Genomic DNA, 14,660 nt, shown 5'->3' on the forward strand with positions numbered 1-14,660 from the left:
CTCCTGGTGTCAGTCGTTCTCGCCGAGCAGCTGCGCAAACATCGCGTGCTGCCGTCGAACCTGCTCGCGGCTGTCGACCTCAAAGGCATCCTGGATGTGGCGGTTGCCTTCGTACTCGCTGGACAGGTAGCCGTCGTAGGCGCCCTCGACAAGCACGGGGATGATCCGGTCGTAGGGGATGCTGTACTCGGTGGCGTCGTCGGTCATCTCGTAGAACTTCGCCTGGATGTGACCGATGAGCGGCATGTGGGGAAGCAGCTCTCGCGGGTCGCGGAAGATGAAGTGGGTGGCCTGCCGGGCCAGACCCATCTCCACCGGACCGCCGCCCCGGTAGTGAACGATGTCCATCAACGCGTGGGTGTCGCCGTGGTTGTCGTAGAGGTCGACGATGTACTGGACGAGGTCTGGTCGCGCTCCGTCGCGGAGCGCGCGCTCAGAGACGACTCGGGGGAACCGCTCGACGAACGTCCCCATGTCCGGCATCAGGCCGAGGGCCTGACCTCCTTCAGCATGCATCACCTCGAGGTGCTCCAGGATCCACGGGTGCTCATAGTGGAACGGCGCGTGAACCTCGAGCAGGAGCCGGACCCCATGGTCCGCGGCGTACGAGGCCGCGTCGCGCATCACCTCCGGCGGGGTGTTGATGATCGCGCGGATGACTGGGGCTCCGAGGGCGACGGCGATGTCGACGTCCTGGCGCACCGAAGCGACCTGCTCCTCGTGTGAGAGCCACTGGCCGGCGACGCGCTTGGTGTCGAGGAACAGGTCGGTCGCGCTCGTCTCGACTCGGTAGCGTTCCAGCCAGCCATGCCACTGCTCCAGGAACTCCGGGCTGAGCCGCGGGTAACCGACGATCGACTGTTCCGGGATGATCTCGACGCCCGTTCCGCCGACCGCGGCGACGTGAGCCACGCAGTCCTGGAGCGACATCTGCCTCAGGAAGAACTCCTCCTGGTAGCTGTACAGGCTGACGCCCCGCTTGATCGTGGTGGGCATCGAGCTCCTCCTTGTTTCACCGGCTGCGAACGCCCCGACTGTGCCGCCCCCGGGCACCGGAGGGAAGGCCGGACGGCCGATCAACGGCATCAGTGCAGCGGATGCCGGTCCTCGTATCAGCCGTGGTGATGTGCTAGATCGCAGGTCTGGCCTTTCCGGAACACAGTGGCTGGGTCACAGTGAATCGAGTCGCACCTTCATTCCCGTACGGCGGCGCCGGCAGATGCCGCGCCGAGCTGACCTTCCGTCGAGGAGTTCCGAGAGCATGACGATGTCCACCAGCACCCCTGCACGGACGGCGCCCAAGCCGTCCCGCAGGCAAACCCGTCAGAGGCAAGGCAACCAGGGCCTGACGTTCGGCCGCTGGTGGTGGGCCGCCCCCGGGGTGGGTCTGCTGATCGCGACGATCTACCTCACCACCCTCAGCGGGGCGTTCTTCGCTTTCACCGACTGGTCGGGCGTCGGGTCGTTCAACTTCATCGGTCTCGACAACTTCCGCGAGATCTTCCAGCGGACCGAGCTCCTTTCGTCGCTGGCCAACACGCTGATCTTCGCCTTCGGGTTCCTCGTCATCTCAAATGTGCTCGGTCTGGCCTTTGCGCTGGCCCTCAACCGCAACCTCAAGACCCGCTACCTCCTCCGAACCCTGCTCTTCATGCCGGTCGTCCTGGCGCCCATCTCGGTCTCGTACGTCTGGGGATTCATCTTTGCGTTCGACGGCCCTCTCAACCAGCTGCTCGGGTCCATCGGCCTCACCTCGTTGCAGCACCAATGGCTCGCGGAGCCACTCCTTGCCAAGGGCGCGATCCTGACCGTGATGATCTGGCAGAACATCGGGTTCGTCATGGTCGTGTACCTGGCCGGTCTGGCAACGGTGCCGATCGAGATAGAGGAGGCGGCAGCGCTCGATGGTGCCACCCGTTGGCAGCGTCTACGGCACGTCGTGCTGCCCACGATCCGGCCGGCTGTCGGCATCGCGACGACCCTCACCCTGATCCAGGGCCTGCGTGTCTTCGACCAGGTCATGGCCCTCACCGGCGGCGGGCCTGCCGGGGCGACGGAGACCTTGGCAACCCAGGTCTACAAGCAGACGTTTGCCTTCGGGAAGTTCGGCTTCGGGGCTGCACTTGCGCTCCTGCTCAGTCTGCTGATCCTCGTGTTCTCGGTCCTGCAGCAGTTCGCCACTCGTGAGAGGGCGTGAGCAGCAGACATGTTCCGGTACACCAAACGCACGCTGCTCCTTGAGATCGTGGTCGTGCTGGCTGCCCTGGCGTTGCTGATGCCGTTCTGGATCCTGGTCACGACGTCCTTGAAGCCCGGCGAGGAGATCCTCACCTCGGCTGCGATCGCACCCCCCAAGTCTCCGACGCTGGAGAACTTCCGAACTCTGCTGTCGCCCTCCAGCACCGCATCTGGCCAGATTCTCAAGGGACTTCTCAGCAGCCTGATCATCACCGCGGGAAGCATCGCCGGCCTGGTGGGCCTGGGGTCGATCACTGCCTACGTCCTCATCCGGAGTACGAGCCGCTGGAGCAGGCGAGCCTTCTACCTCTTCCTGGTGGCCATCGTCCTGCCGACCCAGCTCGGGGTGTTGCCGCTGTACGTCGGCGCGCAACAGGTCGGCCTTGTTGGTTCACGGATCGGGATGATCCTCATCTACTGGGGGGTTCTGCTCCCGCTTGCGGTCTTCCTGTATGCCGGGTTCTTCCGTGAGCTACCCAGGGACTATGAGGAATCCGCGATGCTCGACGGCGCATCTTCCTTCCAGGTCTTCACCAAGGTGGTCTTCCCCCTGATGGGACCTGCCACCGGGACCGTTGCGATCCTGGCTGGTCTGATCGTGTGGAACGACTTCTTCACGCCGTTGATCTTCCTCAACGGGTCCGACGCACAGACCCTGCCGGTTGTCATGTACAACTTCGTCGGCTCACTGGTCTCCCAGTGGAACCTCATCTTCGCCGTCGTGCTGATCTCCATGGTTCCGATCCTGATCTTCTACGTGTTCGCCCAGAAGAAGTTCATCCAGGGCTTCAGCGGCGGCATCAAGAGCTGATCGACGCGCCCAGCGAGTGACCCTCGATCAGTGGGACGAATGACCCGCATCGCAACCATCCTCTTCCTCCAAGTTCTGATCGGCCCGAGGCTGGTTTGCGAGCCCACACCCTTACGAAGGAGAAGAACATGCCTGCCGTTTCCAACGTGCTGGTCATCGGAGCAGGCGCTGCCGGAACGGCAGTCTCCATCCTCCTTGCGGAGGGGGGCGTGTCGGTCGACCTGGTGGACGTCAAGCCAGACGTCAGCGCTCTCGGGTCCGGCATCACCCTCCAAGGCAACGCCCTTCGCGTGCTGCGCGAACTCGGCGTGTGGGACGAGGTCGGCAAGCACGGCTACGCGTTCGACACCCTGGGCCTCCGGGCACCGGATCCGAACGGCACCCTGGTCGCGGAGCTAGAGGATGTTCGCACCGGGGGACCCGACCTTCCGGCAACCGTCGGCATGTACCGGCCCGAGCTCGCGAAGATCTTGGTAGACAGGGCAACCGACGTGGGGGTCAACGTTCGCTTCGGCGCGACCTTCACCGAGCTGGTGGACGACGGAGCTGGCGTGAACGTCACCTTCTCGGACGGGTCAGCCGAAAGGTACGACGTCGTCGTGGGGGCCGATGGCGTCCGGTCGGCCACTCGCAAGGCACTCGGGATCGAGCTGGAGCCCCGAGGCACGGGGATGGGTATCTGGCGGGTCTTTGCTCCGCGACCCCCCTCAGTGACCCGGACCGACCTCGTCTACGGAGGCCCGTGCTACATCGCCGGCTACTGCCCCACGGGTGAAGGGACGCTGTACGCCTACCTGGTGGAGGACTGGCAGGACCGCTCGGGTTTGACCGCTGAGGAGTCCCTTGAGGTGATGCGCGGGCTGTCCGAGGCGTACCACGGCCCGTGGGACGACATCCGCGCCGGAATGACTGATCCGTCTCGGGTCAACTACACGGCATTCGAGACCCATGTCCTGGACGCTCCCTGGAACCGGGGGCGCGTCGTCCTCATCGGGGATGCGGTGCACACGTGCCCTCCCACGCTCGCGCAAGGCGCCGCCCAGGCGCTCGAGGACGCGGCCGTACTGGCCGAGCTACTGCTGGCTTCTGAAGCCGTCACGGATGAGCTCTGGAACCAGTTCGTCGAGCGTCGACTGCCTCGCGCGAGAACGATCGTGGAGGCGTCTCTGCAACTGTCCCAGTGGCTCTTGAACCATGAGCGCGGTGATGTGCCCGGCCTGATGGCGCAGGTCGCCCACTTGCTCAGCAGCCCTGCTTGACGATGAAACGCGCACAACCCCAACGACAAACTGCTTCCGAACCCGTCCGCACCGTGGTGGAACCGAGGCACGACATGAAGAGCCGAAGCCGTGAAACTTGCTGCGTTTAGATATGTCGAGGACGCCGAGACGACTCGTCGCGTCGGGCTCGTCGTCGGCGACGGTCGACAGTGGTGGCTTCATCCGTTCCCCGAAGGGGTGGAGCTCGTTCCCCTGTTGGCTGCCGACCTGGAGGAGCGCGAGTCGGCTGCCGATGAGGCCGCCCAGGCTGACGGGTTGCGCCCTGATGAGGTCGTGCTGCTGCCGCCGGTCTACCCGACCGCCATGCGAGGCTTCCTGACCTTCGAGTCACACGTCGAGGGCATGCAGCTCGCCCTGGGAACACCTGGGGTCCCCGAAGAGTGGTATGCCGCACCGGTCTTCCAGTTCATGGCACCCCACTCAGTGGTTGGGCCATACGACGATGTCCCATATCCGCCCGGGACCGAGCTCCTGGACTTCGGCTTGTCGCTCGGCGCCATCGTGTGCCGCGACGTCCGTAACGAAACGCCCGACAGAGCGCGAAGCGCAATCGGGGGCTACTGCGTGGTCAACGACTGGTCGGCTCGGGACGTACAGAGATCCGAGATGCAGGTGAACTTTGGCCCCAGCAAGGGAAAGGACTTCGCGACCACTGTGGGCCCCTGGGTGGTCACGGCGGACGAGCTCGAGCGTCACGTAGACGATGAGGGTTTCCTGGACCTCGCCATGTCGGTCAGCGTCAACGGAAAGCGGGTGGGGGCGGACGTGTCCGGGCACATGAGCTGGACATTCGAACAACTGGTCTCCCACGCTTCTCGAGCGTCCTGGGTCAAGACGGGAGAGGTGCTGACGTCCGGCACCTGCTTCTCTGGATCCTTGGCCGAGGCCTGGGCCAGGGCGGGCCACATCGAACCGCCCGCATTGAGGATCGGCGACGTCGTCGAGATGACCATTGAAGGCATAGGCAGCATCCAGAACCGTGTCGTTCGCCGATACGGGTCGGTTCCTCCCGTCCAAGGCGTACGGCGTCGGGTCCCCCGAGACCTCCGAGTCCCGCGTCAGGCTGCCCGAGCAGCCGATCTCGCCGGCCTTTCGCCGGCGTCCAAGCCACGCCGGCCCGCGAGCGCCACCCCCCGTCCCGCAACGATCGAGAAGGATCCCCAGCCATGAGCGGAAACGTCAACGAGTTCGGCATCACCCACCTCCGCCACGTCGACCTGGCGGTGCCGGACTACGACACCCAGCGCGCCTTCTACCGCGACACGTGGGGCCTCAGCGAGGTCGGCAGCGATGGGGACCTCTCGTACCTGGCTGCCGAAGGCTCGCCCGAGCAGTACGTCGTGCGGCTTCGCCGTTCAACGGACAAGCGCCTGGATCTGATGGCGTTCGGGGCCGAGTCCCGTGAGGCCGTTGACGCGCTCGCCGCGAAGCTCGGGTCCGGGGGCGTCCAGCTGGTGGGTGAGCCGGGCGAACTGCAGACCGCTGGCTCGGGGTACGGGGTTCGCTTCTTCGACGGGGACGGCCGTACGGTCGAGATCTCGACCGACGTCGAGACGCGGCAGCACCGGGCGATCGAGGAAGGCGAGGCCATTCCGGTCCGCCTCTCCCACTTCGTCGTCAACAGCAATGACATCGAAGCCACCAAGTCCTGGTACGAAACGCATCTCGGCTTCAAGCACAGTGACAGCCTGTCGAGTCCCCACATGGGGGAGATGATGCACTTCATGCGGTGCAACGACTGGCACCACTCGCTGGCGATCGCTCGCGGTCCGCACACCTCCGTCCACCATGTCTCCTTCGAGATGCGAGGCCTGGACGAGTACATGCGTGGCACAGGCCGTGTCATGCGAGCAGGCATCAAGAAGGTCTGGGGTCCGGGTCGCCACCTCGCCGGGAACAACACGTTCTCCTACTTCCTGGATCCCAGTGGCAACACCATGGAATACACCACTGAGCTCGAGAGACTGGAGACGGATGAGTGGCACCCCAGCGTCTACGACATCTCAGACCCGAAGAACCAGGACCAGTGGGGCACCGCTGACCCGATGAGCGAGCTGATCGCCCGAGAGTCGTTCAACGATCCCGACCGTGGCGTCTTCGTCCCCCCGCCGGTCTGACGCATGAAACTGGCCAGTGTCCGGCTGCCGCACGGGGCGACCGTGGGGGCGGTCGTCGACGAAGACATGGTGTTCCCCCTCCCTGACGGCGCGTCCATGACCGCCCTCATTGCCGGAGGGCTGGAGCCCGCGTTGGCGATCGGTGCCGAGGCGCGGCGCAGGGCTGGCGTGCGCCTCGACGCGGTGACCCTGCAGCTCCCCTATCGCCCACCGAGCATCCGGGACTTCGTCACCTTCGAGGCCCACGTGGAGGGCGTTCGCAAGAGCGTCGACGGCGCATCGGGGGTCCCGGACGCGTGGTACGACGCGCCGACGTTCTACTTCACGAACCCGCACGCTCTGTATGGGCCCGGTGCAGCCATCCCCAGGCCGAAGGAGTGCAAGGCCTTGGACTTCGAGCTGGAGGTGGCGTGCGTCCTTGGCCGAGGAGGGACCGATCTGGACGAGAAGCAGGCGCATGAGTCGATCTTCGGATACACGATCATGAACGACTGGTCTGCGCGCGACATCCAGTCCCGGGAGATGAAGGTCGGACTCGGGCCGGCCAAGGGCAAGGACTTCGCAACCTCCATCGGGCCGTGGGTCGTCACCGCCGATGAGGTCGACGACCTGCACACGGTGGACGGGTTCCTGGACCTCGACTGCAGCGTCACGGTTAACGGCATACCGGTAGGGCACGACCGGCTGTCGAACATGAACTGGACCTTCGCCCAGATGGTCGCCTACGCCTCACGCGACTCGCTGGTCGTACCCGGCGACCTCTTGGCCTCCGGGACCACGGGTGGTGGTGGTTGCCTCGCGGAGCTGTGGGGCCGCCGCGGCCGCCAGGACCCGCCTCCGCTTGAGCCCGCCGATGAGGTTCGTATCGACGTCGAACGCCTTGGCGTCCTCGTGGGCAGCGTCGCACAGACAGCCTAGAACGCCCTTCAGGAAACGTCGCGGAATGTGCCCGGGTGTGTGCCGTCGCCCACCCGGAGTCGTCTGCGCAGATGGAATGGGAGCACCGCAGCCTTCCCCGGGCCCGCGCTCAGGTACGGCAGCAGGAGCTCCATCGAGACCTCGACGTCGTACTCGTGCCCGCGCTGTACCTCCACCGGCCCGGTGATCACGAGTCGGTCCTGGAGGAACCACCACTGGTCCGAGCGTGTCAGGTCGACCAGGTCTTGGTCCTGCCCTCCGATGCGAACCTGCAAGTCCTCAACCCTCAGGGGCTGCGCGGCGATCGTCACGGCGAGCTGCAGCACACAGGACACCGGAAGAGACCTCATCCAGGGAAGGCCGACTCGCAGCGCGAACCCGCTGGGGTCGACGCCGAGTGCGTCTTCGCGAAGCTCCCAACCCATCTCAGACCCGCTCCTGGTGCGGACGATGTCCTGGTGCTGGCGTGGGTAGGTCCAGGACATCGGCGACGAGGTCCAGGTGTTTCAGGGTCATCTCGGTTGCGCCTCCGGGTCCGTCCCACCAGTCGTGCCCACCCCACTCACTGCACAACGTGCCGGAGAAACCGTGCCGGTCCAGGGCGACGCCGAGCTCGGCAATGGGACGCGTCACCCTGCCGTCGGCGTCGTCCAGGTCCCAGAACTTCAGCTGGACAGCGCCGACGTGGGGCAGGAAGGGTTCGAGCTCCGCGACTGTCCAGGTGCCGAAGCGGAAGACCATGGTCATGTAGAGCGCCATCGCGGTGGGTGGCACCTGTCCCGCGTCGAGGCAGTTCCGGATCGCGGCCATGGTTGCGGGGTTCCCCCAGTCGGCGGTGACTCGGTCGAGCAACCCGACAGGTACGCCTGCCTGACTCAGGGCCTCCAGATAGCTGACCGGTAGCTGCGGTGTCACCATGCTGGAATCGAGGACGATGCTGAGCCGCGGATCGCCCAACCCCTCGAGGGCCTCCATGGCCTCGTCGTAGCCGGCCGTGCCGGGACCCTGCGTTCCTTGGATCTCCTGGTACAGCACCAGATCCAGCTCGTGCAGGAGGGGGAGCAGCTCGCTGAGGAGCGAGCGGTCAGGCTGACCAAACGGGAGCCGGACGCCGACGGCTCCGAGCTGCTTCGCCGCCCGGAGCTGAGGCGTCAGGAACGCGGCCCGTTCGCGCTCGCTGCGTCGATGCGTCGGCGTCACCCAGTCGTCGAGACCGACCCCCACGATGCTGATCCGGGCGCCGGCGGCTTCCACGGAGTCCCGCATCCGGTGCACCTCGTCCGGCTCCATCGACGGGAATGACCGGAAGCACTGGCCGGCCTCGATCTCCAGGACCGGGCAGACGTGTGGGGCCACGACCCCCGCAACAATGTCCAAAGGGGACTGGGAGGCACGAAGAATGTCCCGGGTCCAGTTGAAGGAGCTGGCAGAGAGAACCCAGTCGCCCGCACGAGGTGGCACTGGGTTCCTCAGGCCGCCGACGTGAGAGCTGCCGGATCGATCGTCTTCTCGACCACGACCCGGTTGGGGACGTAGCGACCGGGCGCAATCTGCATGTAGAGGAGTCGCAGCTCCAGAGTGAGCTCGAGGGAGAAGGGCCCAGTTGTCGGCTCCCAGGGAATCACCACATCGACGCGGTCCTGCAAGAACCACAGGGTGTCCCACTGATCGGGGAGTTCCTCGACCCGGTAGGCCTTGTCGCGAAGGACGAACTGAAGGTCCTCTCGGGGAACTTCCTGCCCGTCGACTCGAACGGCGACGTCCTTGACGGCGGACAGCCACAGGCTGCGGTACCACGGAAGCTGTACCGAGATCGCGAGGCCGCCTGGGCGCAGGCTGACGTCCTTGGGCTGGAAGAGAGTGTTGTGAGTGGCCACGGTTCACCTCGGGGTTTCGTTGGTGTTGCGGTCGGCGACGGCCTGTTCGATCGACCGCCGGATCAGGTGGTGCTGCTTCGTGACCAGGTCGATGGGGTCCGACTCGCCGAGGTCGGCGAACGCGTGGCCCTCCCATTCGCTCGAGAGGTAGCCCTTGAAGCCGCCGTCGACGAACTGCTTGATGATTCGCGGGAGATCCATCGCGGGCTCATTGCCGTGTTCGTCGATGTCGAAGAACTTGGTGTGCACGTGGAAGATGATCGGCATGATGTCCTGCCACTCTTCCGGTGCCACCAAGCCGTGCATGTTGAATGCGAGCCGAGAGAACGGACCTAGGCTCTTGGGGTCGACGCCCTGCGACCGCAGGTACTCCTCGAAGGCCTCGTTTCGCTCGTGCATCGGAAGCGGCGCCCGCCAGAACTCCTGCATGGCCTGAAGGTGCTCGTCCTGGAGACCCATCGTGCGCAGGGTCCTGAACAGGGTGGGGGACAAGCTGTGCATGGTCGAGCTGAAGTCGGCAGTGAAGCCGAGCCTGTCCGAACCGAGCTCCTCGTAGGTCTCTCGGATGGCCAGGATCTTGGGGTCGTTGGGGCCTGCGGGGGCGTGGAGCTCATACCCCAGTCGCTGGTCGTACTTCTCAGCGAGGGGGAGCAGTCGCCGCAGGAGCTCTCGACCTGCGTTTCGGATCACCACGCGGTTGAAACCGAGGCGATGCGCGCTCTTGAGCTGGATGGCCAGGAAGTCGTACTCCTCGTCCGGCGTCATATCGCGGTCTGGGCGTCGTCCCATGTCGAGGTTGGTGCCCATGGCGCTGGGTTCGAGCTCAAGGCGTTCCATCGTGGAGTGCCAGAGCGTGACGAACTCCTCGTCGACATCTGGGTACGTGCGCAGCATCTGCGCGGCGTTGAACTCAACGCCGGGGCCGAGCCCCTTGCGTGAGACCTCCTCGAGGAGAGACTCAAACGTGTACTGACCTGCGGCCCACTCTGAGGTCAATGAATACAGCGTGATGCCAAGCGAAATGCCCGTGCCGGCCACGTTGGAGTTGCTGATGGCTGACTGGGAGGAGGTCAGGATCTCGGTCATGTCCTCAGCCAAGCTGAGGTCCGCCCCCTCGGGAACCACCAGTCGCCGATGCCGGCCATCAGCAACAATTGGTTCCGGTTCGAGCCATCGCGTGAGCACCAAACACCGAAGGGTTGCGGACCAGTCGCTTCGTGGATGCGCGGCATCAGCAATGCAGGGTTTGCGCAGCCGCGTGGCACCGGCAGAGTCGGCGTAAGACATCGACCGACCTAGCCGAGGACACCCGTGTTCGAGTACTTCCCTGGAAACTACATCTGGAACCTCGGCGTCGTCGCCACGCTCAACTCTGGCGGGATGATCGACGAGGTGGACCGCGCGTGCCGTCCCATCCGCGACCTGGCCGATAAGGGTGCGGACGTCGGGACCCAGCAGTTCATGGCGTCATGGCGTGATGTGGCCGACCAGCTCGAGTCACAGGCGAAGGCGGCCGAGGCAGCCGGGCACGAGCGTACGGCCGGCCAGAAATACTTCCGCTCGGCGGCATACCTGTGCCAGGCCGAGCGAATGCTGTCGAACTCGTCCCCAGATCGAATCCCCACCTACAAGCACCTCCTCGAGGTGATGGAGCGCTCCTTCGAGCTGGTCGACCCCGCCACCACACGCGTGGAGGTGCCGTTCGAGCGGACCACACTGCCGGCATACTTCACCAACGCCAGCACCGACGGTTCACCGGTGCCCACGGTGATCATGTGGAACGGGCTGGACTCGACCAAGGAACACATGTACTGCTCTGGGTGGCCCTCCGAGATGGCTGCCCGAGGTATTTCGGTACTCCAGGTGGACTGTCCTGGATCAGGGGAAGCGCTGCGCCTCCAAGGCCTCACGGCGCGCATCGAAACCGAGGGGTGGGCTGCTGCGTGCGTCGACTACCTTGATGCCCGCGCCGACGTGCGCTCGGACCGAATCGGACTCGTCGGCTGGTCCTTGGGTGGGTACTACGTTCCGAGGGCCGCAGCCTTCGAGGACCGCCTGGCCTTCGCCGTGGCCTGGGGGGCCAACCACAACTGGGGTGGCGTACAGAAGCGCCGGCTGGAGCGCGAAGGGGAGAACCCCGTGCCCCACTACTGGGAGCACGTGCTGTGGGTCTGGGGACACTCGGACATCCCGACGTTCATCGACTACGCAGAAGGAGTCACCCTCGAGGGCGTGGTCGAACGGATCCGCTGCCACCTGTTGATCACCCACGGGGAGAACGATCGACAGATCCCCGTCGAGCTGGCGTATCGCTCCTACGACCAGGCCACCAGTGCGGCGTCACGCACACTCCGTGTATTCACCCCGGATGAAGGCGCGACGGAGCACATCGGTTTGGACCACCTCCCCCACGTCGGCGCCTATACGGCCGACTGGATCCAGGACACCCTCGAAACGCTGGACTCTGACTCGCAGAGCTGACGAGGGGGCGCATCGTGCTGACCGCGCCTTGTCGTCAGTCGGGGCTACGCCACCATCAACACGGTTGCTGAAACAAGGGTTGCCACGAGCACGGCCCGGTCAACGTGGGCTTGACTCAGGCGCCGGGCGGTCCGAAGCCCGACCCAGGTGCCGAGCAGAACCGCCGGAGCAAGCACGAGGACCGCACCAGGGTTGCCCGGAAAGCAGGCCAAGACCGGCGCTGAGCGGCACCTTGCACAGGTGATCCCGAGGAAGAGCACGGCGTTGGTGCCCAACAAGCGTCGCTTGTCGACCCCTCTCGCCACCAGGTAGAGCGTCATCACCGTTCCTGCAGCGTTCGCGGTCATCGTCGTGAAACCCGCAGCCAGACCGGTCGACAGGCTGGCCCACCCGGACGAGGCGTGGGTTGCTATCTCCCGTTCGGCGCGCTGGATCATCAGCTGAACCAGCCCGAGAACAAACAGCATTGCCGCTAGGGCGGCCAGGTGGCCGAGGCCGAGGCGTTGACCCAACCTCCGTTGCGGTAGGTCGCCTCGACCTCGGCGGTGACCGTGCCGGACGCGTCGTCGCCCCACTCCGTGACGATGGTGCCCACCCAGCGCCCTGACGTCGACGTGGCCGTGCACGAGATCAGGTCGCCGTCCTGGTCGCACGAGCTCCAGTCGCCGGACGCGCTGCGGAGGACGACGCCGGACGGCACCCTCAGGAGGAGCCGCACGGCACCGGTGGTGCCCTGCGCGTGGGCGTCCACCTCGATCGTCGTCGCGTCGGCGGGGCCCGAGATCCCCATCCAGACCCGCAGTGGCCTCGTGGCAACCGTCGTCGACGGCGTTGCCCTCGGTGTCGTCGGAGTGGACGACGGTGCGGGGGTGCGAGGTGACGAGGCGGACGGTCGCGGCGCGCTCGCGGAGGTCTTCGCGTGTGGCGGAGGGGTGGAGGTCCGCGTCCCCGCGGTCTCGCGGGGCGTGGGCGGTGTCGCCGTCTCGGTCGGGGACGGGCTCGGGGGCTCCTGTGGCGGAGCCGGTGGCGTCGTGGTCGAGATCCCCTGAGCCGAGGGTGGTTTGGGTGGCGGGTCGTCGGGCGGGATCAGCAAGGCAGCCGACACCGCCGCAGCGGCGCCCATGGCGGTGGCGACGACCTTGCCGGCACTCAGCTTGGCGACCAGGGACGAGGTGGTGGCGCTCGCCCCCGACCCGCTCGCGGCGGACGCGCCGACCCCTCCCGCACCCGCGGCGGATGCGCCGACCCCTCCCGCGCCCGCGCCGACCCCTCCGGCGGCGGTGGCGCCGGCCGCACTCGCCAACGCATGGGTCAGGAACCCCGGCGCGGTCAGCAGCACCGCTGGCCCCAGCATCGATCCGAGCTGCTGCTCCACGCGCTGCAGCTCGGCGAGTCGTCCGGGGCAGGTGACGCAGGTCGTCAGGTGGTGGGCCAGGTCGTCGGCGGCGACGGACCCGTCGACGGCGAGCATGGGCAGCCGGCGCACGAAGGGCTCGCAGCCGGGCTCCAGGCCGTTGGTGCTCAGGTGGGTCTGGAGATAGGCCTGCCGCAGCCCTCGCCTGGCCCGCTTGGCGAGGGCAGCGACGGCGTTCGGGGAGATCCCGAGGTCCTGACCGATCTCGATGTTGCGGTCACGGTCGACCGCCGTGCGCCAGAGGATCACCTGCCAGCGACGTGGCAGAGCCGCGAAGGCCTGGCGCATCATCGAGATCTCGGTCTGCCGGGACATCGGGTCGGCGGGGCCGCGCGAGCCGTCCTCGAAGCTGGCCACGTCGTCGGTGAGGACCTCGGAGGAGGATGCGCGGCGCGAGCGGGTGGCCGCGAGGTTGCGCACGGAGGTGAGCAGGTAGGCGCGGACCGAACCGGTGGGGCCCCCACCGGAGGCGAAGGCGCCCAACATGTTGGAGAAGGCGTCGGAGGCGAGCTCCTCCGCGTCGCGGGGTTGCCGGGACGTCCGGCGCGCTGCCGCGAGGGCGGCCGGGTAGTGACGCACCCACAGCTCGACGATGGCTTCCTGCGACCCATCGCGCGCCTGCTCGACGAGGTCGAGGTCGGTGGCCAGCGGGTCTGCGCTCACCGGGCCTCGCGTCCGAGGAGGTGGCGGTAGCGCGCCGCGCGCCCACGCCGCGGCCAGCCGTCACTCACCCCGGACGCAGCGGCTGCCGCGGTGACGGCGACGGTGCCGACCGTGAGCCGTGGGCGGCGCCGGATGGTGCGCTCCGCCACTGTCGCCAGCACCGAGAGGACCTGCGCCAGGGGCCGCGCGTCGGGACGAGCCCCGGCGACGCCCGTGTCGGCCTCGTCGAAGGGCCGGTCGCCTTCGTCGCAGGGCAGGTCGGCGTCGTCGCAGCCGACCGGGGTGTGCAGCGTGGCCACGTGGAAGGTGCGCTCGCCCCTTCCGCCCTGGTCCCGGTCCACCTGGTACTCGACATCCGCCGCGCACAGGGCACCGATGGCCGTGCGGTAGGGGCCGGAGAAGGTCGCTCCACCGGTGCGGGTGTCGAGTGTCACGACGACGTGAGGTCGTTCGACCTCCTCGGCCTCCAGGCCGAACGGCCACCGGCCGATCGCGCCGGCCCGATCCGGCTCGGGGCAGTCACTGGGTTCGGGAAAGTCGCTGCCGGTCGAGGTCATTCGGAGGTCCCCCTCTTCGGTCGGTGGTCGACTGGACGGTGGTCGACTGGACGAGGGGCGCACGGGTCAGGTCGGCCAGCGCCGGCCCCCCGGTCACGCCTTCAGCTGGAGGACGCGGCTCCAACTGGAGGACGCGGCTTCAACTGGAGGACGAACGGCGACGCCTTTGGTGACGCAGACCTGCCGCGTGCGGGGCTCGACGATGTCCGTGATCTGTAGCCAGGGCCCCCACAGGCCCCTCGTCTCGTCCCCGAACCAGAGACGGCGACGGCGCCGAACAGTGACGCGCCAACGGCGCCGGCCC

The 14,660-nt window shown here is 66.8% G+C and carries 15 protein-coding genes; 7 read left to right on the forward strand and 8 right to left on the reverse strand.

Annotated features, from left to right (window positions below):
• Positions 1 to 9 precede the first annotated feature (9 nt).
• Positions 10 to 996 (reverse strand): sugar phosphate isomerase/epimerase family protein, encoded by a 987-nt coding sequence (locus AC1DWJ_RS09475; protein WP_457253926.1) that lies wholly within the window; start codon positions 994 to 996, stop codon positions 10 to 12.
• Between the two features lie 265 nt (positions 997 to 1,261).
• On the opposite strand from AC1DWJ_RS09475, the gene AC1DWJ_RS09480 reads away from it, so the two are divergent.
• From AC1DWJ_RS09480 to AC1DWJ_RS09505, 6 genes are all read left to right on the forward strand, one after another.
• Positions 1,262 to 2,197 carry a carbohydrate ABC transporter permease gene (locus AC1DWJ_RS09480; protein ID WP_457253925.1) on the forward strand — a complete coding sequence of 312 codons (936 nt, stop codon included), beginning with the start codon at positions 1,262 to 1,264 and terminating at the stop codon, positions 2,195 to 2,197.
• A 9-nt stretch (positions 2,198 to 2,206) separates the two neighbouring features.
• Complete coding sequence (locus AC1DWJ_RS09485; protein ID WP_457253924.1) at positions 2,207 to 3,049, forward strand: carbohydrate ABC transporter permease; 843 nt, start codon at positions 2,207 to 2,209, stop codon at positions 3,047 to 3,049.
• A 128-nt stretch (positions 3,050 to 3,177) separates the two neighbouring features.
• Positions 3,178 to 4,308, forward strand: a complete 1,131-nt coding sequence (locus tag AC1DWJ_RS09490) for an FAD-dependent monooxygenase (RefSeq protein ID WP_477620917.1) — start codon at positions 3,178 to 3,180, stop codon at positions 4,306 to 4,308.
• A gap of 90 nt (positions 4,309 to 4,398) precedes the next feature.
• Positions 4,399 to 5,499: a fumarylacetoacetate hydrolase family protein gene (locus AC1DWJ_RS09495; protein WP_457253922.1), complete on the forward strand. Its 1,101-nt coding sequence runs from the start codon at positions 4,399 to 4,401 to the stop codon at positions 5,497 to 5,499.
• Complete coding sequence (locus AC1DWJ_RS09500) at positions 5,496 to 6,446, forward strand: VOC family protein (protein ID WP_477620657.1); 951 nt, start codon at positions 5,496 to 5,498, stop codon at positions 6,444 to 6,446. Before AC1DWJ_RS09495 ends, AC1DWJ_RS09500 begins: the two co-directional genes overlap by 4 nt.
• Positions 6,447 to 6,488: 42 nt before the next feature.
• Complete coding sequence (locus AC1DWJ_RS09505; RefSeq protein ID WP_477620658.1) at positions 6,489 to 7,364, forward strand: fumarylacetoacetate hydrolase family protein; 876 nt, start codon at positions 6,489 to 6,491, stop codon at positions 7,362 to 7,364.
• Between the two features lie 8 nt (positions 7,365 to 7,372).
• On the opposite strand, the gene AC1DWJ_RS09510 is transcribed toward AC1DWJ_RS09505, so the two are convergent.
• The 4 genes from AC1DWJ_RS09510 to AC1DWJ_RS09525 form a co-directional block, all read right to left on the reverse strand.
• Complete coding sequence (locus tag AC1DWJ_RS09510; RefSeq protein WP_457253919.1) at positions 7,373 to 7,690, reverse strand: hypothetical protein; 318 nt, start codon at positions 7,688 to 7,690, stop codon at positions 7,373 to 7,375.
• A 100-nt stretch (positions 7,691 to 7,790) separates the two neighbouring features.
• On the reverse strand, positions 7,791 to 8,720 hold the full coding sequence (locus AC1DWJ_RS09515; RefSeq protein ID WP_477620659.1) for a restriction endonuclease subunit R: 930 nt from the start codon (positions 8,718 to 8,720) through the stop codon (positions 7,791 to 7,793).
• Positions 8,721 to 8,833: 113 nt separating this feature from the next.
• Entirely contained in the window at positions 8,834 to 9,241 is a 408-nt protein-coding gene (locus AC1DWJ_RS09520) for a C-glycoside deglycosidase beta subunit domain-containing protein (protein WP_457253917.1), read from the reverse strand.
• 3 nt (positions 9,242 to 9,244) lie between these two features.
• A complete protein-coding gene (locus AC1DWJ_RS09525) occupies positions 9,245 to 10,327 on the reverse strand; it encodes a sugar phosphate isomerase/epimerase family protein (protein ID WP_477620660.1) in 1,083 nt (360 codons plus the stop codon).
• A gap of 225 nt (positions 10,328 to 10,552) precedes the next feature.
• On the opposite strand from AC1DWJ_RS09525, the gene AC1DWJ_RS09530 reads away from it, so the two are divergent.
• Positions 10,553 to 11,722: an alpha/beta hydrolase family protein gene (locus tag AC1DWJ_RS09530; RefSeq protein WP_477620661.1), complete on the forward strand. Its 1,170-nt coding sequence runs from the start codon at positions 10,553 to 10,555 to the stop codon at positions 11,720 to 11,722.
• Positions 11,723 to 11,766: 44 nt separating this feature from the next.
• On the opposite strand, the gene AC1DWJ_RS09535 is transcribed toward AC1DWJ_RS09530, so the two are convergent.
• Genes AC1DWJ_RS09535 through AC1DWJ_RS09545 form a run of 3 tightly spaced genes read right to left on the reverse strand, consistent with a single transcriptional unit; the run spans position 11,767 to position 14,356 of the window.
• On the reverse strand, positions 11,767 to 12,189 hold the full coding sequence (locus tag AC1DWJ_RS09535; protein WP_477620662.1) for a TSUP family transporter: 423 nt from the start codon (positions 12,187 to 12,189) through the stop codon (positions 11,767 to 11,769).
• 5 nt (positions 12,190 to 12,194) lie between these two features.
• On the reverse strand, positions 12,195 to 13,799 hold the full coding sequence (locus tag AC1DWJ_RS09540) for an RNA polymerase sigma factor (RefSeq protein WP_477620663.1): 1,605 nt from the start codon (positions 13,797 to 13,799) through the stop codon (positions 12,195 to 12,197).
• Complete coding sequence (locus AC1DWJ_RS09545) at positions 13,796 to 14,356, reverse strand: hypothetical protein (RefSeq protein WP_457253912.1); 561 nt, start codon at positions 14,354 to 14,356, stop codon at positions 13,796 to 13,798. The genes AC1DWJ_RS09540 and AC1DWJ_RS09545 overlap by 4 nt, the downstream gene beginning before the upstream one ends.
• Positions 14,357 to 14,660: the final 304 nt, after the last annotated feature.

This window comes from Pedococcus sp. P2_D7, assembly GCF_056404295.1.